A 23,998-nucleotide genomic window follows, 5' to 3' on the forward strand; every position below is an offset into this window, starting at 1 on the left:
TGTTAACAATAGCACCCGGATGTATAAAGAGGTAAAGTTACGGTTATATTTGAGGGTATTGTTGGCACCAACACAAAAAGCCGTCCTTTTAACGGGACAGCTTTTCAGTATTATTAGTAAAGCCGAATTACTTTTGGTTAACGTGCTCCAGAACTTTATCCTTGTGCACGATGGCTTCTTTAAAAGTGTATGCACCGGTTTTGGGTGAGCGTACAGCTCTGATTACCTTAGTCCACACTTTTGATTCAGCTGCTGCTTTAGCATCTTTTACTTTCGAGTTCTTTGAAGCTGCTTTTGCCATTGTATTGATTGTTTTTATGGTCTAATGGCTATATGGCTATCCCAGAACAGCCATTCACCATCAACAATTATTATTTAATTTCTTTGTGTACAGTAACTTTCCTTAAAATAGGATTGTACTTTTTCAACTCCAGACGCTCAGGAGTGTTCTTCTTGTTCTTGTTGGAGATATAACGGGAAGTTCCGGGCTGACCAGAGGTTTTATGCTCTGTGCATTCCAGAATTACCTGTACTCTGTTACCTTTTTTTGCCATTTTGTATACAAATTAAGTGAGTCCTTAGAATTAAATTTCCGTACCAGCTGCACGCAATTCTTTGACTACTGCATACAAACCTTTTTTGTTGATGGTTCTTAAACCGTCAGCAGACACCTTTAAAGATATCCATTTGTCTTCTTCCGCGAGGAAAAAGCGCTTTTTCTGCAGGTTGGGCAGAAACCTTCTCTTTGTCTTAATGTTGGAGAAGGAAACATGGTGACCTGTAATCGGCTTCTTTCCTGTCACCTGACATACTCTTGCCATGATTTAAAAAATTTAGGAATGCAAAAGTCAAACTATTTTATTGATTTTGCAAATATTATTAGATGAATTTATTCACAATTCGTCTAAATCTGTTAATTCCCAGGTGTCTACTTAAACAATAAACACAGTACAACTAATTGGTAGTCAAATAATTGCAGGACGAATTTACATCTGTCCGGACGAAGTTGATTTTTTTATATAAAATTTATATTAATACGACCAGGCTACGAAGAACAGCTCCCAGGCGCACCGCCTCTAAAACACGCAGTGGCTCAGTTCCATGTTTCACCACTGCTTCCTCATGCGAAGTTACGCACATTTCACATCCGTTCAGCGCGGATACCACAAGACTTAACAGTTCAAAAAACTCCTTGCCCAAAACCGGGTTGGCCATAATGCTCATCCGTATACCTGCCTGGGTGGTGGTATAAAACTCCTTGTTCACAAAATGACGGAAACGGTAAAACACGTTATTGGCATTCATCAGGGAAGTACAGCTGATCACTTCCGCGATTTCCTTTTCAGTAGCACCTTCAGCAGTAGCCATTTTCGTGAAGGAAGCCTGCAGGCCGGCATGTTTTTCATTAACGCCCACGGCCACCCCGATCAGGTAAGCCTCTTTTTTGGAAAGGGTGCCCGCATTCAGGGCATTGGTAACATTTATCTTCAGATCTTTCAGGTAACGGGCATCGGTATTCACCAGCGCCTGCAGGCTCGCAGAAGGAGCCGTACCGGCCAAACCTACCGCTTCCAGCAGTTGTACCGCTGTATCCTGATTAGTAGTTGCAAACATAGTTATACACTTTATCTTAAAACAAAGCAGCAAAGTTGATGCTTTGCTGCTTTGCGAAAATTATTCAAATAACATTAAACTGCCAGGGTAGCTTCGCCTTTGTTCCAGTTGCAAGGGCACAGCTCATCTGTCTGCAGAGCATCCAGTACACGCAGTACTTCTTTCACGTTACGGCCCACAGACAGGTCGTACAGGGAAACCCAACGTACAATACCCTGAGGATCTACGATGTAGGTAGCACGGTAAGCCACTTTTTCGTTGGTTTCCAGGATACCCAGTTCACCAGCCAGTGATTTGGAAGTGTCAGCCAGCATCGGGAATTTCAGATCACGCAGATCTTCATGGTCTCTTCTCCAGGCAGCGTGAACGAACTCGCTATCAGTAGAAGCACCGATCAGGATTGCATCGCGGTCAACGAAATCCTGTGAGTGTTTGTTGAACTCAGCGATTTCAGTAGGGCAAACAAATGTAAAGTCTTTAGGCCACCAGAACATCACCATCCATTTACCGGAAGCTTTCAGCTCCTCAGATGTCAGCTCATAAAACTCTTTACCTTTTTCGATGGAAACTACTGCCGTTTTTTTGAATTCGGGAAACTCAGACCCTACGGATAAAATAACATTTTTCATAATTCTATTTCGATTTTTTGATTTACAGTCAAGGCTTTGTATTAAATGCCGGCGCAAAGATCACTTTACATTCATTATTAGTCAAATAGATTTTTAAGATGAGACATTGACTTTCTCTATATATATCCATTTTCGCACTGACAGGAAAGCAATCTGCACCCAATTTCCCTATAATCAAAAAAATTCTTCTTGACTTAACATTTTTATGTCATTTCTGTAACTTTTTGGCACGCTATTTAGTTATATAAGCGGAGAATTTTTATAACTGACAAATAGCATGGAAATGAAAAAAAAATACGTACTCCTGGTGATTATTACGATTGGACTAGCTTTGATTCCGTTTATTAAAAACAGCATCATCAAACCAGATGAATTTGACGCTACTAAGGATCTGTTCATCTAGTGTTTAGCCGGTCCCATTGTGCCGATTAAAAATGCCCCTGCCGGGGTCAGGACTTTATTGCTGTATGGTTTGTAATGTTGCCCATTAGCACTTCTAAATACGCCGCAGCTCCCCTGCCCTTGTTATCCCCCGGTTCCCAGCATTGATTCGCTTTATATCATTCATCATATAAATTTTCCCCGGACTAAAGTCCGGGGCTAAATTGTTTGTGGCTGGTACAGAGGATGATGAATAACTTATAGCTAATTATTTAGGGGCTGTTTTTCTTTTGGGATGATTGGTGGAGATGCTTGCCTTTTGTTCTGTAACAATTGTTTGTGGCTGGTACATAGGCATATGGAATGTTTTTTCTTTTGGGATGATTGGTGGAGATGATTTTTCTTTTGTTGGGAGATGACAGTTTGTACCTTATCCAATGAAAAAGGCTGACCAATGGTCAGCCCCGGATATTTTTCAGACAAGATGGCCGATTACGTATTGTCCTTAACGTTATATCAGCGTTTCGTTGATCAGGTCACTTCATTAATCAGGTCAGCGAAATTGCGGATACCCATCATTTTAGCGGACGTGTATCCTTCGGCGTAGTCCACCCCTACCATTTTACCCAGCATTTTGGCACGATAAACCACACTATCAAAGAAACCACTGCCTGAAATATAGGTTTGCGGCTCATTGTCTTTAGCAGTCAGGAACTGGGAACTGAAGCTTTTGATTGCATCCAGTTTCTTTTCCATCACTGGCGTGATATCTACCACAAAATCGGGTTCATGATAACGGTCCTGCAGGAAATGGAACACCTGCTTAGGACGCCAGGCCTGTTGCGGTATGCCGTCAACGGTGGTTTCTATTTTACGTAGTCCTGCCAGAAAACAGCTATCAGCAATCAGTTTGCCAGCGCGGCCATGATCAGGATGCCGGTCGTCCATAGCATTGGCCAGCACAATATCGGGCTGGTATTTGCGGATGGCCCTGATGATAGCCATCTGCTCCATAGTATCGTTTCTGAAAAAACCATCTGCCAGTTCCAGGTTTTCCCGTACTTCCAATCCCATGATTTTGGCAGCGTCCTGCGCTTCCTTAACGCGCAATTCAGGCGTACCACGGGTGCCCAGCTCCCCGCGGGTAAGGTCTATTACACCTACTTTCATGCCTTGCTGCGCATGTACCATCAATGTGCCTGCACATCCCAGTTCAACATCGTCGGGATGTACAGCGATCGCGAGTATGTCCAGTTTCATGCTGTAAATAAATTGAGGTGCAAAGATGGGAAATAATTTTTGATAGCATCATTCTTCTGTACTGATGATGCGTACGCCAGCCTGGCGGTTTTTGATATGATACAACTCTTCCACCTTTTTGGGTGACAGTATTTCCACTGAAACAAATGTTTTATTGTCCACCGTCATGAGACGGGTCTCGTCTGTCGGAGTCACTGGTTTATCATTAACGATATAGAGGAAGCTGCTGTCACTGCCGTAGCGGCGTAACAGGCTGTCGTAGGCCGGAGAAGCCATACTAAGCAGATGACGCACCCTTTTGCGGGCAAATGGTTTCGTTTCCACATATACCACCCCGTTGGCAGCCTGGCTGCCATATTTCAGAATTGCTTTTTTTCCTCTTGCAATGGTGATAAGACCGATCTGGTCTGGAGAGATGCTTTCCATAGCGGCCTGTGTGGTTAATACACTGTCTACCACATATACCGGCACATCATTTTCTTCGTTTTGTGCCAGGGCACTGAAGGAAGTTAATATCAGGCTAAATAACAATATCCGTGCTTTCATATAGCTAAGATAGCCATTTAATTATAAGCGCGGTACCGCTGGTACATTTCCAGCTCCTGCACGATCACTTCTATATCATGATCTTCCTGTTTATCATATTCACTTTTCAGATTTCCTCCGAAAAAGAAGGCCACTGTTTGCCATAAACGGGCGTTAAAACCACCCTTCAGCTCTTTAATGATTTCGTAACAGTTTTGGCCTGTTTCCCGGTTAATCAGCTTCATCAGCACTTTACCCTGGTATACGGAGAGATTCTGCAGTTTGTCACCAAACTGCGCTTTCATTTCCTTTTCCTTGGATGCCAGGAACTCTTTACGCTCCCTTCTGGACATGGTAGCCAGACGGCCGTTCACATCCTGCAGCAGTCGGGCTGCAGTTCTCGCATAAGGATAGGTGACGTATACGGCATTCCGTAAACGGTTATAGCGTTCCTTTTCTTTCCGTAAGGCTTTGGGCATTTTGTCTACCACATCAAAGATGGCGAGGGTGATCACCGGAATAGTGTCGGTACCTACAACAACAGCATGGAGCGGGATTGTATCAGCACCGTGTGCTTCCTGCGCGCTGGCTTCCTGCCGGCAAAGGGAAATGCCCGTTATCAGGATGGCGGATAAAATGAGTTTACGGCGGCAGTGCATACAATATCTAACGATGCTAATGGGCAAATGTTACCACAAGTTAAAAAACATTTCAGATTAAACGACAACTAAAAAAGTGCTGGACAAAGCGGTCAATGTACCGGCTTCATTTTCAATACGACATCGGCAAACCGGTTGATGGCACCGGCCACTGCAGGCAGATCATGTCCGGTGAGCCGGCTGCCCATCACATGCGCTCCCGCGCCTGGAATGGAAATCGCCTCTTTGAGACTATCGGGGGTACCCAGCTCCTGTTCCATTTTCAGGATGGCAGACACCCGTACGGTAGGGTCCTGGTGTTTTTCATCCTTGTAATAGTAGAGGTTCAGCACCGGCTGATGTATTTGCTGAAAAGTGGAGGGCTTCATACTGGTTTCCAGCAGATTTTGCAGCTGTACGACAGCTTCCAGCCGGTATTTGTTGTTCCAGTATCGGGCCCTTTCCCGGCTGGTATCGTTGGACTCCTTGTATTTGCCGCCTTTTACCAGCCGTGCCAGCTGCAGCCCCCAGGGATCGTTGGCCAGGAAGGCCAGGTCATCGTTGATGGCTATATTAGGCGACATATTAATCACAGCGTATACATCTTTGGGATAGGACGCAGCTAGTTTAAGTGCAAGGGTGCTTCCGGTGGAGGTGCCCATCAGAATAACCTTGTCGCCCAGGGCTTTTCCTATCTCAAGGGCTTCTTTGGCGTCTTCCCAGAGGCCGGTGGCGGTCATCGTCAGCAATGGATCCGATGTATCGATACCGTGGCCGTCGAGGCGGCTGAGGAACAAATTACAGCCATAACGGCGGGCAAAATCACGGTGTATGGGATCGCCCTCTTCCTGGCTGGCCGAAAAGCCATGCAGGTATACAACCGCATAAGGTGTTTTATGAAAAGGGGAATCTGCCCATACAATCCGGGCTTCATTGTCCGGCTTCAGCCGGTGACGGGATTCCTTTTGATGGATATATTGCTCCAGCGCCTGGCCATCCTGAGGCACCGCCGGCAGTACCGCCGAATAAACAGGGGTGGCGGGCCTGGGCCCCACCAGGTACAATATGGCCAGCACGACGATAAGTACCAGTAATATGCGCAGCAAACGCTTCATAGTGAGGATCTTGCTGTTTGATTAAATTATCAGGGGATCTGTATTAATAAATCAAAAAATCCTTAAATGTTGACTGCTTTCCGCTGGTTTTCCTGTCTTCCGGCTTTTTCAGTCCTTCTGGTACGTTGTACAATGCTCATACCTGTACCTATCACCATCACAATCACACCCAGCCACAGTACATTGATGTACGGGAATACCAGGGCTTTCATCACTACATAGTCACTGAAACCGGCAGCTTCCTTCACTTTCAGCTCTATCTTGTTTTCTGCAGGCATGATCCTCGCAAAACGTACGCTCAGATTCAGCGCAGCCAGCGTATCTTCTACACTGTACTGGTAGCTACTGTCGCGGATATAATAGATAGGCTCCAGTTTGAAGCTGTCGTCGGTTTGTGTATGCACTTCCAGCTGAGCCCCTACGGTCAGGTCATTTTTCTCCGGCACGTAGTTTTTGCTGGCTGGTTGTGTATTCAGTCCTTTAAGCACCATAAAACCTTTGGAGAAGAATACGGAGTCCCCAACTTTGATTTCATGGACTGTATAACCGGTAGTATCGGCAGCAGCGGCTTCTGCTTTGTTAGGCGCGGCAGATACATAGGTGAAGATATCTCTTGTGAAGTAGTGCTTGGAAGCAGGATTGGAAGACAAAGCATTCTCTTTCCTGTTTACAAATGCATCAGGATACAGGGTAAATCTTTCCTTTACTTCTCCTGTTTGTTTATCCTTGCGCACGTAGTTCATCACGTAGTAGGTTTTGGGATCCCCTTTGGCAGTGGAATCACCTACATAGGTTACGTGATAATCTCCCATCTGTACCTGCACATCTTTAGGCAGCATAATATTTTCGCGCGGATTCTGTTTGCTTTCCTTTCTGAAGAAACCATCATTCAGCATCTTCATCCTGTCGATGGAAATCACTTCCATTTTAGCGGAAGAGATCAGGGCCCCCAGCAGCACCATGCCAAAACCGATGTGAGCTACGGAAGCGCCGGCGTTTTTCAGTTTACCCTTGATGCCCACAAAGATGTAGGTGAAGTTGGCCACAATAGCGTAGATGCTGGTAAACAGCATAATATAGATAGCCGTAAGGAAACCGGCACCATAGTTATCGTAAGTAATAGTCCCTTTCCAGGCAATCAGTGCTGTAAAGAGCACAGACAGCAAGGTAGGTACCCAGATTTTTTTGGTCAGAAACCCTTTGGGGGTGTCTTTATATTTCAGGAACTGTACCACAGCCGTCAGCGCGCCCAGTACAATGGCAATCCAGATCTGGATTTTATTGTAGTGGAACATTACGTCAGATGGAGGAGCGATATCGTCCATTTTGAACAGACTTTTCAGGCCGGTGAGATCAAGCAGTTTGTTCCATACGGGGATAGAAGTGGTAAAGGTGATCTGTATAGCTGCGATCAGCAGGATCAGCGAGCCCACAAACAACCAGAACTCCCTGGAATAAGTACTTTCTTCTTTATTGTTGCCTGGAATCTCTTTCCTGCGTGCAATAAGCAGGTAGATAGAAGGAACGGTAAACACCAGCATGGAAAAGAGCAGCTGGGCAGTCATTCCCATATCGGTGAAAGAGTGTACGGAAGTATCTCCGAGCACACCACTTTTGGTGAGGAAGGAAGAGTACAGGATCAGTACATAGGAGATAAAGAAGAAGAAAACAGTGGATTTCAGTGCATGACCAGAATGCTTATAGGCCAGCAGGGTGTGCAGGCCGGCTACCATCGTCAGCCAGGGCACGAGAGACGCGTTTTCCACAGGATCCCAGGCCCAGTAACCACCAAAGTTGAGTGATTCATAAGCCCAGGCCGCTCCCATCATGATACCGGTACCCAGCAGCATAATTGCGAAAAGGGTCCAGGGCAGTACGGGTTTTACCCAGCCGGTATAATCGCGGGTCCAGAGGCCAGCGAAGGCGAAGGAAAACGGAATGATCATGGAGGCAAAACCCAGGAAGAGGATCGGCGGGTGGATCACCATCCAGTAGTTCTGGAGGGTCACGTTCAGGCCGTTACCATCATGGATATGCTGCATATAGTCCGCCTGCTGGAAGATAGGTGCACCTTGGTTTTCGGTAGCCTGTCTGAGCAGCATAAACGGATTACTGCCCACTTTATAACCGAGAATAAAGATACCAAGGAGCATGCTCGCCATGATCAGCTGTGCCAGGGAGAAGACGGTCATTACCGGAGCTTCCCAGTCTTTGGACGTACGGATCAGGATAATGCCCAGGATACTGTTCCAGATGCTCCAGAGCAGGAAACTACCTTCCTGATCAGACCAGAGGCTGGAAAAGAGGTATTGTACGGGGAGGTCGCGGGAAGTATTGCGCCAGGCGTATTTATATTCGAAATAGTGATTAAACAGAATATAGAAGAGACAGGTAAATACAGCGATCACAGCAGCTGACTGGATTACAAAAGCCCAGCGTGCCAGCTTCTTCCATGAGTCGCGTGCTAACGGCTCTTTGATCTTTACGACATTATAATAGGATACGGTGGCTACCAGTGATGCTACAAAAGCCAGGATGGCAAAGAAATGGCCCAATTGGCCCGGTAATAAGTGTTCCCCTTCAAATTTCATGAGAATGGTATATAGATTGAAGAATTTAGATATGTCCTGATATAGATATTCAATTCTAAAAAAATCAAATAGCTATAAGCCCTGTATATCTAATCCTGAAAAATTTTAAAGCTGTTTGTTGCTCACAACTACCTGATCGTCTTTATACTTAGACGGGCATTTCATGAGGATTTTGCTGCAGTGGAATTCATTTCCCTGCATTTTTCCGGTGAGCACCACGGATTCCGCTTTTTCAAAATCTGTAGGTTTGGCGCCGTAGAAAACGACTTTGCGGGATTCACCTGTTTTATCGTGTACATAGAAGCTGAACAAGTTGGCATCCTTTACCGGATCATAGTGCAGAGCATGCAAGGTATCCAGTTTGCCAATCACATGGAACTCTTTCCCCTCTTTTTCACGCGCAGTAGCAAAAGTTTCATAGGTACTGAAGTCACCCACCATGGTCACGATCACTCCTATTGCAACAGCAATTACCACCAGCAGAATAATATTTGTTTTTTTCATATGAAAATTATCTTCCCTATTGTTGTGACACAGGCTGTAAACCCTCCACCAGCAAAGCTTCTCCCATCTCCTTACCCTACCTGCATTTATCTCTTTCCAATTATCGGGGCAAAATTAACGCAAAATGACCTTCTTCCGACAAAATTTATATAAAAGGCAATTCTTTTTACGGGAAAGGAGACTTAAGTAAACATAATCCTATCTTTGCGCGGAATTTTGAAAAGTAAGATTTTATCATGGCTGATTTATCTCAATTTGACCCTAACTCGGTTGGGTTGTTGTCCAACAACATTTTTGGTTTACCTTTTTCTGAAGAAGAAGCGAAACTGGTATTATTGCCTGTTCCCTGGGAAGTGACCGTATCTTATAGTAATGGTACAGCCCGCGGACCGGAACATATTTTCCGAGCTTCCTTTCAGGTAGACCTGTACGATGCAGACGTAAAAGACGGTTGGAAACAGGGCTTTTTTATGCGGGAACCAGACAAACACCTGCTCCTGCGCAGCGATTATCTGCGTAAAGAAGCAGAATTATATCTGAAGTTCCTGACCGAAGGTGGAGATATCTCAGAAAATGAGTTCCTGAAGAAAACGCTGGTGGATGTCAACAGCGGTACCAGGGCCATGAATGAATGGGTATACAACCAGACCAAAGGACTGCTGGAAAAAGGCAAGCTGGTAGGTCTGCTGGGGGGTGATCACAGTACTCCGCTGGGCTTCTTCAAAGCTATCGGCGAACACAAGGGTGACTTTGGTATCCTGCAGATAGATGCTCATTGTGACCTCCGCGACAGCTACGAGGGCTTTAAGTATTCTCATGCCTCCATCATGTTTAATGCGCTGGCCGAAGTACCACAGCTGCAGAAGCTGGTACAGGTAGGTATCCGCGATTATTGCGAAGAAGAAGTAGACTATATCAATGACAGCAATGGCCGTGTGGTGACCTTCTTTGACAAACAGATCAAAGAACGCCAGTTTGAAGGTGAGACCTGGAAATCCATCTGTGACAGCATCATAGCTGCCCTGCCTCAGCAGGTATATATCAGCTTTGATATTGACGGACTAGACCCGAAATTATGTCCGCATACCGGTACACCGGTAGCTGGCGGTTTCGAAGCAGAACAGATCTATTACCTGTTCAAGCGGGTACTGGAAAGCGGTCGCAAGCTGATTGGTTTCGATCTCAACGAGGTGAGCGCTTCTCATGATGACTGGGATGCCAACGTAGGAGCCCGTGTTCTGTTCAAACTTTGCAATCTTCTGATCAGCGCTAATTCATAAGCCTATGTATAGCTTACGTATCCTGCATCCGAATACTGCCAGCAGGCTTCGTTTGCTGCCGGTTATGCATGGCCTGGCGGGCATCCTGTACCTGTTTAATGCGATCGGCATTTATAAGGGACCTCAGCCTAACTGGCTGCTGGTAGGCTTTTTTATGGCGATGGGATTCATCTCCCTTGCCTTTCCCTTTGTGGTAAAGCGTTCCCGCAAGTTCAGCGAAGTCAACAGTATTGCCAGGCTGATACAGGCATTCATCTGCCTGAGCGGCAGCCTGTATTTTCTTGGTCATCAGCTACCGATCACCGGACTGCTGATGCTCATAGTAGGCCTTGGCCTGGCTTATATTGGCTGGCTGGAATACAAAATCTTCCAACCGACCAACATCAGAATTGATAATACCGGCGTCATCCTGCCGACTACTTTCTCTGAAAGGCGCATTGGCTGGAACGAGCTGAATAATGTAATTTTACGCAACGACCTGTTCACCCTGGATTTAAAATCCAACAAGATCATCCAGCTGGAAGTGCTGGACGAGCCAGGGCCGGAACAACGTGAAGATATGAACCGGTTTTTCCAGGAAAGACTGAAATGATTCTGACATCTGGAGAAGGTATACAACTATATCTTCTCCAAATGTTTCTTTAAAAGCACTTAGCATGTTAAAACAAACACCTTACATATTATTCTCTGACGGGAAAGGCAACATCTTTGAGGATACCTCCATGCACGTAACCGGCCGTAGCGGCTGGGATGCATACCCTATTGATCCCGAGGAATGGATTGAGCTGCCCGACGGAGGTAATCTGTATGAACTGCCCGGACGCCGCGGCATCGGTATTGACGCTGCCAGCGGAGAAATGGCATTGTGTGATAAAGGTTGGGCCGTAGCGGCTTTCATCCCGCCTGCCCATACCGGTTTTTACCTGGCAGCCTATGAAACCATGCCAGACGCTCCTACCCTGCCACTGTTCTGTTATACAGCTGTTGGCTGGCTCGATGGTAAGTTTTATGTACCAGCTACCCGTATTGAAGCCGATATCCGTCAGGAATGCGCCGGCTTTGATGCCAAACAGGTAAAACAAGGTGTAAAACAGCTGACCGCCGCCTATCCGCACAACAGGCTGGTTCAACACCTGGCAGAAAACTGTGCGCTCACTTACGAGTGCCCGGCAGCCCGTAACTATTTTATGGGCAGATGGGAATGTCCTATTCCGTCTTCCCCGGCCTGTAACGCCAACTGTGTAGGATGTATCTCCTTCCAGCCGGAAGAAGAAAGCATCGTTTCTACTCAGGACCGTCTGCGTTTTAAACCGACGGCAGCAGAAATTGTGGAATATACCGTGCCCCATCTGGAAACAGCCCCCTTCCCTATCGTAAGCTTCGGACAAGGTTGTGAAGGCGAGCCCCTGCTGATGTGGGAGACGATCCGCGAATCCATTATCGAAATACGCAAACACACGCCTAAAGGCAGTATTAATATCAACACCAACGGCAGTAAGCCGGATGCGGTGCGCGCCCTCTGTGAGGCTGGCCTCAACAGCATCCGCGTAAGTCTGAATTCTGCCCAGGAAAAATATTACACGCCTTACTACCGTCCCAATAACTACACTTTTGACGACATCGTGGAAAGCCTGAAAGTAGTACGGGAATTTAATGGCTGGAGCTCCATCAACTATTTTGTGTTTCCGGGCATGACAGATACTGAAGAAGAGTATGAAGCCCTGCGCAAGCTGATAAAGGAAACCAAATTAAACATGATCCAGTGGAGGAACTTCAACATTGATCCGGACTGGTACCTGGGCCGACTGGGCATTACAGATCCTGGTCAGTGCATGGGAATCAAACAATTACAGGAAGCTATACACGAAGAATTCCCTGATGTGAAGTTTGGTTATTTCAACCCACCGATGGAACGTATCAAGGGCGATTATATGGCTGATTTTGCCCACTAGTATCAGAGGGCTACTTCTTCCCACTCATTAATAAAACCACTCCTCTGCGCGTTCTCCTGCCCGAAACGGTACTGACGCGCATAGGCAGATGGTGACATCCCCGTCACTTTACGGAATACCCGGTTAAACGTGATGGGGTTGTTATACCCCGTAGCATAAGCCACAGAGGCTATACTCTCCGCATCACCGTTAATGATTTTTTTACACGCTGCATTAATACGCACCTCATTCAGAAACTCGAGATAGGTTTTACGGGTGTGTTTCTTAAAATATTTACAGAAAGCATAGGTGGTAAGATGTGCCACCGCTGCAATTCTGGCCAGGGAGATATTTTCTGCATAATGTTCCAGCGTATACTGGTAGATATCATTCATCCGCAGTCCTTCCGACTCGCTGTAGGCATGACGCGAGAAGCCGGTAGACAACGATTTCCAGTCTTTCACCTGTCGGGAAAACCAGGTCAGCAGTGACATAAAGGCAAATAATCTTTCAGCGCCGGTAAGTTTGGATAAACGTAATATTTCGGTCGCTGTCCGCTCTTCAAAGGCAGGTGGCAACTGTAAACTGGAGCGTGTTTGTTGCAGGAATTTACGGACTGATTCCAGTTCCGGCAGGGCCAGCATCCCCTTCAACGTATTTTCATGGTCGAAGAAGATATGGATGGCATGGATATTTTTTTCTTTGAGGTTTTCAAAGTAGCGGGCATCGCCCTTGAACATATGTGGCTGATTGGCGCCGATCACGTATACGTCACCGGCTTTGAATGGCTGGGTATAACTGCCTGCAATCAAAGTACCTTCTCCTTTGATAATAAGCGTCAGCTGCGCCTCCTTATGGCGGTGCAGGTAGTTGTAAAAATAAGGAAGTATGTCCTCCTGTATTACCACAGACCCTTCCTCAGCAACCGGAACAGTAAATTGAATTACTTTCATTTACCAATTTTACTCCTTTTTCGGCAAAATTAGTATTTTCAGGACAATATTTGTATACTCTTGAACAATTACGCTGCCACCAATTGTTTACTTCTGACCCTTTTACGCTGCAGCCACAGGAACCCGGCAGCAGACAATATACAGCCGCCGGCAGTGATCATCCACCAGGAAGTGAAGCCCAGGCGTTGCACCACAAAAGCACCACTGGTAGGGGATATAACATTGGCAAGGGAATATGATATGGTATACAGTGCCGCATACTGTCCTCTGTTATGTTCCTGGCTACGGCTGATCCAGAAACTGTTCATAAACGGAAGGCAAAACATCTCCCCGAAAGTAATCACGACCATAAAAATAGCGGCCACCGCCCATATCGGAGGCAGAAGGCTTAGCAGCAAATAGGACACACAAACCATGACTGCGCCTCTGGCTACAAAAACAAGGTTCGGCAGCTTACCATCCAGCCGGTATACCATCACCATTTCCACCGCCACGATCAGCAGTCCGTTGATAGACATATTGAGTCCGATGGCCCATTCCGGCATATGTATCACTTCTTTAAAATACAAGGGTACAATACTGGAAAACTGGAACAGGCAGATCGCATTGATCATTCCGAAAAACAGGAACCAGAGATACAGGTCATCCTGCCATACTTTTTCGCACTGCCCGGTGGGTGCTGCTTTTTCCGGTTTGGCCGGTGCCGGTACCGGCGGCAGGAAGATGCGCATTAAAACAGCAGCCAGCATACAAGTGCAACCATCTACCCAAAATAATAATTGGTAGCTGACACTGGCCAGAATACCACCCAGGGCCGGGCCAACAGACCAGCCCAGGTTGACCGCCAACCTATTAAGCGAGTACGAACGGGTACGGTTTTCCGGCGCACTATACGCCGCAATTGCAATACTGTTGGCCGGCCGGAAAGCATCGCCTACAGAACTCATGATAAAAACAAAAGCGCATATCTGAGGAAAGGTGTGCACCTGTCCCAATAAAATAAACAATATTCCGTTAGAGAACAGGCTCCAGAACTGTACCTGGTAAAAGCCTATACGGTCTGATAGCCAACCGCCCAGCAACGCGCCAGCAATAGCGCCGGTGCCGAAACAGGCCATCACCAGACCAGCCTGCGCGATCGTGAAATGCAGATTTACGGTAAGGTATACTGTCATAAAGGGAATCACCATCGTGCCACTGCGATTGATCAGTAGCACCAGTGATAACCACCAGGTAGCGGGAGAAAGCCCTGTGTAGGCGTTCTGATATAGACGGATCGTTTGTTTAAGCGGATTCATAAAAACAACGCAAAATAAAATGCATACTTCGGGATTAACTGCATAGTTTTTGCAAAGATGATAAATTCAGCTTTCAGTATGTATATTTTTTTTCATTCAAAAGATTAACTTTGACGCTTACAGGCGCTTAACCAGCTATCATGGAGGAAAAAAACAGTAAAAAAAATGTTCAGGCTTTAGGAGTAACAATCGGCGTACATGCGCTGCTGTTAGCAGCATTAATGTTTGCCGGTTTTTCAGCGCCGCCGCCACTCCCCGACCAGGACCTGGGCATGGAAGTGAATCTGGGTACTTCTGATGATGGAATGGGCGATGTACAACCACTTAACCCAAATCCTCCCAGTGCAGATGCATCTACCCCTGCGCCTGCAGAAAATGAAGCCGCTGCCACTGAAAAAGATAATAGTGAACACCAGGAAGTAGCCACACAGGACGATGAAGAAGCGCCGGAGATTAAAAAACCTGAGAAGCCTGTGGTAAAGCCTAAAGAGCTTCCTAAAAAACCAGCGCCAGTACCTGCCAAACCGGTAAAAAAACCGGCGGCAGAACATCCGCCTACCCCTGCCCCACCAGCACCCAAACCCAAAGCGGTATATGCTGGCGGTAGCAGCACCAATGCCAACAGTGGTAATGGCGCGCAGGGCTCCAACAATTCCACCGGTGAAGGAAATACCGGTAAACCCGGCGACCGTGGCCAGATCAATGGTGATCCTAACGCTAAAGGATATACGGGCGGCGGACTTGGTGGGGGCCGTTCCGACTTTCACCTGAACGGAAGAAACCTTATCGGCAGACCTAGCGTTACCTACGACGGAACAGAATCCGGCTATGTAGCCATCAATATAAAGGTAGACCAGCGGGGGAACGTGATAGCAGCCACTTTCAGCATGAAAGGTTCTACCCTCAGCAATCCACAACTGATAGACATTGCGCGGAAAGCAGCTTTGAATGGTCAGTTAAAATATAATGCCAACCCGGACGCACCTGAAGTGCAGTTCGGAACTATCCGTTTTTATTTCAAAGCAGAATAAAAAAACCATATAGCAGATTTTCCTGATCCCGGATTAGTGCGTGAGAGATGCCGTGAAGATGATACCAACAACTGTTCACCGCATGTTTCATCACTTTTCCGTGTGTCACGGAAAACTGTAGTCATGAGAAACCTGTCTATTTAAAGCCAACGTTGATTGTCAGCATGTATCGTATCCTATTAAACACTATCTTCTTGTTATTGCTGGCAGGTGCCGCGATAGCACAAACTTTTCCCGGTTATAACGTCAGCACTTATGCCGGCATTCACGGTGTTCTCAGCAACCCCGCCAGTGCTGCAGGCTACCGTTATAAATGGGATGTCAATATTATCGGGGCTGATGTAAAGGCGGGCAACACCTACGCCCGTGTGCCCAAGTCCACACTCACTCACATACCCAAGAACTGGAAGCCTAACCAGGATTATTTTCTGGACACCACCGCCCAGCGCAAACAGAACGGCTGGATGATGGCGGAAATCGTACTGCCTTCTGTGTTATATGCTATTGATGAAAAACAATCGGTCTCCTTTGTGTGGCGTATGCGCAGCAGCGGAAGTGCCGGCAACCTGCCTACTCCGCTGGCTAACTTCTTCAGTGACTTTCCCAATCTGCAATACCGCGGCAAAAGCCTTACCATAGAAAAAGCTGCTGCCAGCATGCATGTCTGGAATGAACTGGGCTTCAGTTATGCCCGGGTTATTAAAGAAGGTTATACCAGCCGCTGGAAAGCCGGTATCACCGTAAAACTACTCAGTGGTGTGGCAGCTGGTTACTCGCAGGTGGCAAACACCAACTTTGTGCTTAACACCAAACGCAATGCAGATATTACCAGCGGTACGCTCCGTTATGGTTATAGCCAGGAGCTGGACCACTGGAAAAAGCCGGACCTCAGTAATATACAGCTCTTTCAAAACAACGGTATAGGTCTTGATCTTGGCGTTATCTATGAATACCGTCCGGACAATGGCGGTTGGGGCAAACGCGAAGGCACCGACGCAGATGACTATAAATTCCGCCTGGGTGTTTCCATCACCGATATCGGCAGGATTAAATATGTCAAAAGTGCCAATAATACAGACCTTAGCCTGGTAAAAGACAACCTCGATCCCAGGCAGATTACCTATCGTGACAAAGAAAGTTTGAAACAATATTCCACCCGGCTCAACCGGTATTTCACGCCTATGGCCAGCGACAGTACCTTCCATATGTCTCTGCCTGCCGCGCTGAACCTGATGGGGGATTACAATATTGACAGCCGTTTTTTTGTCAGTGCCAATGCAGTCATTGCCCTGAATGCAGGAAACAGGAATTTTTACAAAACATATGCGTTGACCCAGTTGTTAATAACACCGCGGTATGAAACAGAGCGGTTCGGGGCCTATATGCCGTTTGTAATCAACCATAACGGACAGGCAGATGTAGGGGCTGCCGTACGTTTCGGACCGTTGGTACTGGGCTCTTACAGTCTTTTTACCACGCTTTTTCAAAGCCGCATCAACCATGCGGACGCTTTCGTAGCTTTGCGGCTGAATCCGGGCATGCTGGGACGTCGCAATGGCGATAAAAAAGAGTTGGGCTGCCCGGTAAATTTTTAATTTACCCTTATGAACGCATATAACGAAGCACTGGAATATCTCTACGGCCGGCTGCCCATGTTTACCAGAGTGGGTGCCAGCGCGTATAAAACAGACCTGCATAATACTATTGCCTTATTAGATCAGCTTAACAATCCTCAGCATACCTTCAAAACCATACATGTAGCCGGCACTAACGGCAAAGGCTCTACGAGCCATATGCTGGCGGCCATCCTGCAGCAGGCGGGCTATAAAACGGGCCTTTACACCTCCCCCCACCTGCTCGACTTCCGGGAACGTATCCGCATCAACGGACAGGTAGCGCCCGAAGATTTTGTGGTGGACTTCACCAATAAGATGCGGCCTTATATAGAAAGCATCTCTCCATCCTTTTTTGAGCTGACTGTAGCGATGGCGTTCAACTACTTTTCTCAGGAACAGGTAGACATTGCCATCGTTGAGGTAGGCCTTGGCGGCCGGCTGGACAGCACCAATGTAATCACGCCGGAACTGTCTCTCATCACCAATATCAGTTTCGATCATAAACATATCCTGGGCGATACACTGCCCCTTATTGCTTCTGAAAAAGCCGGCATTATCAAAGCCGGTGTGCCTGTAGTGATCAGTGAAACACAGCCCGAGATCGCCTATGTGTTCAGGGACAAAGCCGCTGAAATGGGCGCACCACTGCACTTTGCCGACCAGGAATGGATGGTGGACGGCAGCGCTATTGTCAGCAATCATCTGGAACTAACGCTGCTGGATACACGACAGGGAAAAATGTATGATGTACGGCTGGACCTGAGCGGGCAATACCAGGAAAAAAATGTGATGGGTGTGTTGTCTGCCGTTAAACTATTACAACAACAGGGCTGGCATATCACCTGGGAGCATATCAGTGCAGCATTATCCCATGTACGTAAACTTACCGGACTGCGGGGACGCTGGGAAGTGGTGAATGAGCATCCGCTGACCGTGATGGACGTAGGTCATAATGAAGCCGGCATCCGGGAAGTAGTGCAGCAGCTGGAACATGTCAACTACCAGCGGCTGCATATTGTGACTGGCTTTGTGAAGGATAAAGAGGTGGAAAGCGTATTGCCGTTATTTCCAGATACGGCTACCTATTATTTCTGCCGCGCACAGATACCGCGTGCCATGGACGAAGTGGAACTAGCCCAACTGGCCATGGCTAAAGGACTGCAGGGCCGTGCCTACGAATCGGTACAGGCTGCACTGCAGGCCGCACGGCAACATGCCAAACCGGAAGACATGATACTGGTTTGCGGCAGTTTCTTTATTGTAGCAGAAGCGATGTAATTACTTCATTTCCATTTTTCCCAGGTGCAGCAAGGCGTAACAAAGGCCGGTAACATGCAGGCTGTGGATGATTTTATTATCCATAAGCAGTTGCTGCACTTCGGGAATGGACATCAATACCACTTCTATTTCTTCATTATCATCCAGGTCCTGTTCTTTCACCTTACGGCCACCGGTGGCGAGGAACATGTGTGTATAGTTATTGCTGGAAGCTGTATTGGCAGCAACTTTACCCATTGGTATTAACTCTTTGAAAGCGTAGCCGGTTTCTTCCAGTAGTTCACGTTCCATGGCAAACTCCGGAGAGGGGTCTGTTTTATCCATGGTACCGCCGGGGATTTCGAGTAATGTTCTGCCAACGCCCTGACGGTATTGACGGATCATAATCACCTGGTTATCTTCCGTGAGGGCCACGGCGTTTACCCAATCGCTATATTCCAGTACGTAATAAGGCTCTACAATATTCCCCTGCGGGGTCAGGCATCTGTCTTTACGCGCGGTTAACCAGTTGTCTCTGAAGAGATATTCAGATGACAACAGTGTCCAATCCATATTCATAATAATACTTTACCAGTTCATGCGTTCTTTCAGTCCCTGGATATGGCCCAGGTGATGCTTTCCGTGCCATGCGTAGTTGGCAGCCTGTGTTTTCAGGTTAAAGCGCCGGCCATGTTCCGGGTGAATAAAAGTACGTTCCCATTGTTCGGGAGTCAGACGTTCCATCAGGTTGGCCCAACGGGTGTGCAGGGCATGCAGGAGGGTGATCGATACGTTGATGGGTGTATTTTTCACATCTTCCAGCTCAGCCCAGGCTGTTTCGTCGTACGGTTTAATAATAGGTTTTTCTTCTGTCAGCGCCATTTTCATGCGGATGATACCATTGATATGGCTGTCTGCCAGATGGTGCACTACCTGTGTGATATTCCATCCACCGGGCCTGTATGGCTTTTGCAGCTGAAACTCGTCCAGATTCTGCACCGCCATTTCCACGAGGGTAGGCAGGTCGCGTATATCATAGATATGTTCCCGCAGCATGGCGGGGCTGTAATCCGGGAGCGGTTCAAATCGACCGATAGGATATTGTAATGCTTCCATAAGCGGGGTTTTATTAAGACTCTCGAAGGTCTTTCCCGGTAAGATGGATGAATACATCTTCGAGATTGGCCTTCTTCACTTCTTTACTGCGTTCAAACCCTTTGGACACCAGGTTGTCGATGAGCGCATCAGGTGAGTCGATAGCGATGACCTGACCGCTGTCTACGATGGCGCAGCGGTCGCAGAGGAACTCAGCTTCGTCCATGTAGTGGGTGGTAATAACGACGGTGGTGCCCTGAGCCCTTACCTGCAGGATCAGGTCCCAGAGGTTGCGTCTTGCCTGCGGGTCGAGGCCGGTGGTAGGTTCATCCAGGAAGATGATCCTGGGTTTATTAATCAGGGTGGTGGCGATAGAGAAACGTTGTTTCTGTCCGCCGGAGAGCTCTTTGTATTTGGATCTGGCTTTATCTTCCAGGTTAAAGAGTCGCAGCAGTTCCATCGGTTCTACAGGCTGGTTGTACAGGCCGCCAAACATTTCAATCAGCTCTACCAGGTTAAGTCCGGGGTAATAACCGGAGCTTTGCAGTTGTACACCGATGATTTTTTTGATATTGTTGGGAGCAGTATCCAGGTCGAATCCGCCTACGGTCACTTTGCCTTCTGTTTTCTCGCGGAGTGTTTCAATGATCTCAAGGGTAGTGGATTTTCCGGCGCCGTTAGGCCCTAACAGGCCGAAGATCTCATGTTCATATACTTCAAAGCTAATACCCTTTACAGCGGTGAATTCCCCGTATTTTTTCACCAGGTTCTTCACCTCAATGATCTTGTTCTTTTCCATGCTGCCAAATTAAAGAAGAATTACGAATTATGCCTTACGAATTACGGAGTTGCCCGGAGAGCAGAGCGAACATTAACATAAAAACAAAATATTTATATGTTACAATTTGATTTTCGCTTCGTTCTACGAACAACTCCGTAAGTACGTTGTTGACAGTTTGCTTTCGTTAGTGTTTAATAAACACCTGGGTAAAGAAGGTAATTCTGCCTTTGCCGGCTGTGCCTATACCGATGAGGTTATAGTCACCGAGCATGTTGCGTCGATGGCCGGGGCTTTTGATCCAGCCGTCTACTACGGCTTCCGCGTCGAGGGTGCCATAGGCAACGTTTTCAGCGGCAGCTCCTACGCGGCCCATTTTTTTGGAGACATTGGCCACGCGTTCCTCGAAGCCTTCGTGACCGAAGCCGGTGCTGCCATTAGCCATGTCGCGGCTATGGCGGCGAGCCTGCTGGCTGATGGTTTCATCGAGCTGCAGCGGTTTCAGTCCTTTGGATTGGCGGAATTTGTTGGTGTAATAGAGGATCTCTTCTTCAAGGCTTCCTCCTCCTGATGTGGTGCTGTCTGCGCGGCTGGCTGCACGTGAACACGCGCTTACCTGGAATGCGGCAAACAGGGCAAGCAGTAATACAAGGATACTGCGGCTTTTCAAAATCGACATAGAAATTGATGGTTAATAATGATTATAGTTCGCTTCTAGCAAGTGTTGTACCAAAAAATCAAAGCTGAATTTTTTTTTCTGCTTCAATAAAAAAACGAAGACCTGAGCGTTGCTATTGTACGTTCAGGTCTTCGTTAAGGTGCAATTAATAAAAGAAATTCCGTTGTTATTTATTCATGATATCTTTCCAGGTTTCCATCATATTTTTTGACCCGATAAAGATAGGTACACGCTGATGCAGTTGAGCTGGTTTCAGTTCCAGCAAGCGTTGACGACCGTTAGCCATCGCTATACCGCCAGCTTTCTCCATGAGAAAAGACATCGGGTTACATTCGTAGCAAAGCCGGAGGCGGCCAGAGATGTATTTGCCGAAGGCAGGGTACATGAAGATACCACCTTGTATCAGTGTACGGTGAATTTCCGCCACCATACAGCCAACAAAACGATGGCGGTAGATACGATCATTTTCATTTTTAGCCATAAAATGATCGATGGAATGGCGGACTTTCTCTTCGTACAGATGGTAGTATCCAACGTTAACGGAGAAAATATCACTTTCCGGCGGGCATTTCAGATTGGGATGTGACAGGCAGAACTCCCCGATGGAAGGGTCGAGCGTAAAGCCCTGCACACTGCGGCGGGTGGCGTATACCATCATAGTGGATGATCCATAGATGATATATCCGGCAGCGATCTGCTGGGTACCTGGCTGCAGGAAGTCTTCCAGATTACACTCCTCTCCTTCCGGCGACAGGCGGCGGTATACGGAGAAGATAGTTCCGATGGACACATTCACATCAATATTGCTGGAACCGTCCAAAGGATCAAGCAACACCACGTATTTTGATTTCTTAGAGTATTCGTCGGTGAAAGCGATAAAATGTTCTTCTTCTTCAGAGGCCACTCCGCAGCAATAGATGCTACCGCGCAAAGAGTTGATAAACTGTTCATTGGCAAATTCATCCAGCTTTTTCACGGATTCGCCCTGTACATTGGTTTTACCAGCTTCCCCCAGGATATCGGCGATACCGGCTTTGTTTACCTCTACGTTCACCCGCTTTGCTGCCAGCCCGATGTCCCGCAGCAAACCTGACAACTGTCCAGTTGCCCCCGGATAATTACGCAACTCCTGGATGGTAAACTCATCCAGGGTCATTACTTTTTGCTTGTGATTCATAACGTATTGCAGTTTTCCTGGACGAAATTACAGGAAATGGGATTATTTTAATGGAAATGTCATTTATGTGTAAACAGATTTTAAAACAATTCTAAACTTGCCTTACTTTGCCAAATAATTTTTTAAAAGAAGATAAACTATCATATGAAGGTTTTCAAGTTTGGCGGCGCAAGTTTAGAAAGTGTTGAACGCATTAAGCAGGTAGCACAAATAGTTCAGTCGTTTCCGGACGACAAACTCCTGATCGTTATTTCCGCGATGGGCAAAACCACCAATGAACTGGAAAAGGTGGCCCAGAACTTTTACATGCGCAAAAGGGAAATATCGGCCCAGTTGCTGTATAATGTGGAGCAACATCATATACAGGTGGCAGAAGCCCTGCTGGGTACCCGCCAGCATCCTCTTTTTCAGCAGTTGCAACAATTCTTTACAGAAGCCGAATGGACCCTGGGTGAAAAACCCGTACGTTCCTATGACTACTACTACGATCAGCTGGTAGGCATGGGAGAACTCCTCAGCACTGCTATTGTGAGCGCATTCTTTAACACCGTAGGCCTTCATAACACCTGGCTCGATGTCAGAGATATCTTCCGTACCGATGATAACTTCAGGGATGCCAATATTGACTGGGCCTATACCCAGAAACAGGTGACCGATAAAGTGGCTCCGCTTTTCAACGAAACCAGTATCGTGATCGCTCAGGGCTTTATCGGAAGTACCGACCAGAACGAAAGCGTGACGCTGGGCAGGGAAGGCAGTGACTATTCCGCCGCTGTATTTGCCAATATGCTCGATGCTGAAAGCCAGACTATCTGGAAAGACGTGGAAGGCCTCAAAAATGCTGACCCCAAACTTTTCCCCAACACTATCAATATTCCTGAGATCAGTTACGGGGAAGTGATCGAAATGGCCTACTATGGTGCACAGGTGATCCACCCTAAAACCATCAAACCTTTACAGAACAAACAGATACCGCTGCTGGTAAAATGTTTCTTTGATAAAAACCTGCCTGGCACCATCATCAAAGAACAGGCAGACACCAGGCAGTTGCCCCCTATTATTGTGCTGAAACGAAACCAGGTATTGCTGACTATCACATCTAAAGACTATGCTTTTATCACAGAAGACAAGATCAGCGATATCTATGAAACCTTTCACCGTTTAAAAGTGAAAATCAATCTGATGCAGAACGGCGCCATCAGTTTTTCCTGCTGTATAGACCATAACCCGGAAAAGATAGAGCTGCTGATCAAAGCCCTTCACAGCGGATTTAAAATCGCCTATAATGAAGGCCTTGAGCTGCTTACCGTACGGTATTACCAGGACGGACTGCTGGAAGAACTGAGCAACCATCATACGGTATTGCTGGAACAACGTTCCAGAGTGACAGTACAGCGACTGCTGAAGAAATAAGCGTATATTTATCTTGTAATAAATCAGGGGTGCAATAATAGTTTGCTCCCCTGATTTTTTTTGAAAATCATCGTGCCGCTACCGTTTATCCCCGTATTCAGACAACCATACCAATCTCCTGCTTTTAATTAAAGACATCCTTAATTTTATATTGCTGCAAATTTTTTTTACGGGCGTGCAACCTTTTTTCAGGACGAGCGTCTTTAAGAAAAAAGCGCTATGAGAAAAGTCGC

At 46.9% G+C, this 23,998-nt stretch carries 25 protein-coding genes; 7 read left to right on the forward strand and 18 right to left on the reverse strand.

Features of this window, described 5'->3' with window-relative positions:
* Window positions 1–127 precede the first annotated feature (127 nt).
* From DF182_RS02715 to DF182_RS02765, 11 genes are all read right to left on the reverse strand, one after another.
* Window positions 128–301, reverse strand: coding sequence for a DUF4295 family protein (locus DF182_RS02715; RefSeq protein WP_113614144.1), 174 nt, complete (start codon window positions 299–301; stop codon window positions 128–130).
* Between the two features lie 70 nt (window positions 302–371).
* Window positions 372–554 carry a 50S ribosomal protein L33 gene (gene rpmG, locus DF182_RS02720; RefSeq protein WP_089896023.1) on the reverse strand — a complete coding sequence of 61 codons (183 nt, stop codon included), beginning with the start codon at window positions 552–554 and terminating at the stop codon, window positions 372–374.
* 30 nt (window positions 555–584) lie between these two features.
* Window positions 585–821, reverse strand: coding sequence for a 50S ribosomal protein L28 (gene rpmB / locus DF182_RS02725; RefSeq protein ID WP_113614145.1), 237 nt, complete (start codon window positions 819–821; stop codon window positions 585–587).
* A 205-nt stretch (window positions 822–1,026) separates the two neighbouring features.
* Window positions 1,027–1,614 carry a carboxymuconolactone decarboxylase family protein gene (locus DF182_RS02730; RefSeq protein WP_113614146.1) on the reverse strand — a complete coding sequence of 196 codons (588 nt, stop codon included), beginning with the start codon at window positions 1,612–1,614 and terminating at the stop codon, window positions 1,027–1,029.
* A 74-nt stretch (window positions 1,615–1,688) separates the two neighbouring features.
* A complete protein-coding gene (locus tag DF182_RS02735) occupies window positions 1,689–2,243 on the reverse strand; it encodes a peroxiredoxin (protein ID WP_113614147.1) in 555 nt (184 codons plus the stop codon).
* Window positions 2,244–3,155: 912 nt separating this feature from the next.
* On the reverse strand, window positions 3,156–3,884 hold the full coding sequence (bshB1, locus tag DF182_RS02740; protein ID WP_113614148.1) for a bacillithiol biosynthesis deacetylase BshB1: 729 nt from the start codon (window positions 3,882–3,884) through the stop codon (window positions 3,156–3,158).
* Window positions 3,885–3,932: 48 nt separating this feature from the next.
* The gene (locus DF182_RS02745; protein WP_113614149.1) at window positions 3,933–4,430 is read right to left on the reverse strand and encodes a hypothetical protein; all 498 of its coding nucleotides are present in this window, start codon (window positions 4,428–4,430) and stop codon (window positions 3,933–3,935) included.
* Between the two features lie 17 nt (window positions 4,431–4,447).
* The gene (locus DF182_RS02750; protein ID WP_245957358.1) at window positions 4,448–5,095 is read right to left on the reverse strand and encodes a DUF4294 domain-containing protein; all 648 of its coding nucleotides are present in this window, start codon (window positions 5,093–5,095) and stop codon (window positions 4,448–4,450) included.
* A gap of 65 nt (window positions 5,096–5,160) precedes the next feature.
* Window positions 5,161–6,162: an alpha/beta hydrolase gene (locus DF182_RS02755; protein ID WP_113614151.1), complete on the reverse strand. Its 1,002-nt coding sequence runs from the start codon at window positions 6,160–6,162 to the stop codon at window positions 5,161–5,163.
* Window positions 6,163–6,224: 62 nt separating this feature from the next.
* Window positions 6,225–8,753 carry a cytochrome c biogenesis protein CcsA gene (ccsA, locus tag DF182_RS02760; protein WP_113614152.1) on the reverse strand — a complete coding sequence of 843 codons (2,529 nt, stop codon included), beginning with the start codon at window positions 8,751–8,753 and terminating at the stop codon, window positions 6,225–6,227.
* A 105-nt stretch (window positions 8,754–8,858) separates the two neighbouring features.
* Window positions 8,859–9,257, reverse strand: a complete 399-nt coding sequence (locus tag DF182_RS02765) for a cytochrome c maturation protein CcmE domain-containing protein (protein WP_113614153.1) — start codon at window positions 9,255–9,257, stop codon at window positions 8,859–8,861.
* A 236-nt stretch (window positions 9,258–9,493) separates the two neighbouring features.
* Between DF182_RS02765 and DF182_RS02770 the strand changes: the two genes are divergently transcribed.
* The 3 genes from DF182_RS02770 (at window position 9,494) to DF182_RS02780 (ending at window position 12,489) form a co-directional block, all read left to right on the forward strand.
* Window positions 9,494–10,537 (forward strand): agmatinase family protein, encoded by a 1,044-nt coding sequence (locus DF182_RS02770; protein WP_113614154.1) that lies wholly within the window; start codon window positions 9,494–9,496, stop codon window positions 10,535–10,537.
* A gap of 4 nt (window positions 10,538–10,541) precedes the next feature.
* Window positions 10,542–11,129, forward strand: a complete 588-nt coding sequence (locus DF182_RS02775) for a hypothetical protein (RefSeq protein WP_113614155.1) — start codon at window positions 10,542–10,544, stop codon at window positions 11,127–11,129.
* 64 nt (window positions 11,130–11,193) lie between these two features.
* Window positions 11,194–12,489: a radical SAM protein gene (locus DF182_RS02780; RefSeq protein WP_113614156.1), complete on the forward strand. Its 1,296-nt coding sequence runs from the start codon at window positions 11,194–11,196 to the stop codon at window positions 12,487–12,489.
* A 2-nt stretch (window positions 12,490–12,491) separates the two neighbouring features.
* On the opposite strand, the gene DF182_RS02785 is transcribed toward DF182_RS02780, so the two are convergent.
* Window positions 12,492–13,421 (reverse strand): AraC family transcriptional regulator, encoded by a 930-nt coding sequence (locus tag DF182_RS02785; protein WP_113614157.1) that lies wholly within the window; start codon window positions 13,419–13,421, stop codon window positions 12,492–12,494.
* Between the two features lie 68 nt (window positions 13,422–13,489).
* The gene (locus DF182_RS02790) at window positions 13,490–14,719 is read right to left on the reverse strand and encodes an MDR family MFS transporter (protein ID WP_113614158.1); all 1,230 of its coding nucleotides are present in this window, start codon (window positions 14,717–14,719) and stop codon (window positions 13,490–13,492) included.
* 140 nt (window positions 14,720–14,859) lie between these two features.
* Between DF182_RS02790 and DF182_RS02795 the strand changes: the two genes are divergently transcribed.
* The 3 genes from DF182_RS02795 to DF182_RS02805 all read left to right on the forward strand — a co-directional run bounded on the left by DF182_RS02795 (window position 14,860) and on the right by DF182_RS02805 (window position 18,644).
* Window positions 14,860–15,750, forward strand: coding sequence for a hypothetical protein (locus DF182_RS02795; protein ID WP_113614159.1), 891 nt, complete (start codon window positions 14,860–14,862; stop codon window positions 15,748–15,750).
* Between the two features lie 164 nt (window positions 15,751–15,914).
* On the forward strand, window positions 15,915–17,345 hold the full coding sequence (locus tag DF182_RS02800) for a DUF5723 family protein (RefSeq protein ID WP_113614160.1): 1,431 nt from the start codon (window positions 15,915–15,917) through the stop codon (window positions 17,343–17,345).
* A gap of 9 nt (window positions 17,346–17,354) precedes the next feature.
* Window positions 17,355–18,644 (forward strand): bifunctional folylpolyglutamate synthase/dihydrofolate synthase, encoded by a 1,290-nt coding sequence (locus tag DF182_RS02805; protein ID WP_113614161.1) that lies wholly within the window; start codon window positions 17,355–17,357, stop codon window positions 18,642–18,644.
* Here the strand turns inward: DF182_RS02805 and DF182_RS02810 are convergent, their stop codons facing one another.
* The 5 genes from DF182_RS02810 to fbp form a co-directional block, all read right to left on the reverse strand.
* Window positions 18,645–19,202, reverse strand: a complete 558-nt coding sequence (locus DF182_RS02810; protein WP_245957359.1) for an NUDIX hydrolase — start codon at window positions 19,200–19,202, stop codon at window positions 18,645–18,647.
* Window positions 19,203–19,211: 9 nt separating this feature from the next.
* Window positions 19,212–19,739 carry a YfiT family bacillithiol transferase gene (locus tag DF182_RS02815; RefSeq protein WP_113614163.1) on the reverse strand — a complete coding sequence of 176 codons (528 nt, stop codon included), beginning with the start codon at window positions 19,737–19,739 and terminating at the stop codon, window positions 19,212–19,214.
* A gap of 13 nt (window positions 19,740–19,752) precedes the next feature.
* Entirely contained in the window at window positions 19,753–20,517 is a 765-nt protein-coding gene (locus tag DF182_RS02820; RefSeq protein ID WP_113614164.1) for an ABC transporter ATP-binding protein, read from the reverse strand.
* A 166-nt stretch (window positions 20,518–20,683) separates the two neighbouring features.
* Window positions 20,684–21,175 carry a CAP domain-containing protein gene (locus tag DF182_RS02825; RefSeq protein ID WP_113614165.1) on the reverse strand — a complete coding sequence of 164 codons (492 nt, stop codon included), beginning with the start codon at window positions 21,173–21,175 and terminating at the stop codon, window positions 20,684–20,686.
* Window positions 21,176–21,341: 166 nt separating this feature from the next.
* Window positions 21,342–22,352: a class 1 fructose-bisphosphatase gene (gene fbp, locus DF182_RS02830; protein ID WP_113614166.1), complete on the reverse strand. Its 1,011-nt coding sequence runs from the start codon at window positions 22,350–22,352 to the stop codon at window positions 21,342–21,344.
* A 144-nt stretch (window positions 22,353–22,496) separates the two neighbouring features.
* On the opposite strand from fbp, the gene DF182_RS02835 reads away from it, so the two are divergent.
* On the forward strand, window positions 22,497–23,765 hold the full coding sequence (locus tag DF182_RS02835) for an aspartate kinase (protein ID WP_113614167.1): 1,269 nt from the start codon (window positions 22,497–22,499) through the stop codon (window positions 23,763–23,765).
* The last annotated feature ends 233 nt before the right edge of the window (window positions 23,766–23,998 follow it).

The organism is Chitinophaga flava (assembly GCF_003308995.1).
GTDB classification, from domain to species: domain Bacteria; phylum Bacteroidota; class Bacteroidia; order Chitinophagales; family Chitinophagaceae; genus Chitinophaga; species Chitinophaga flava.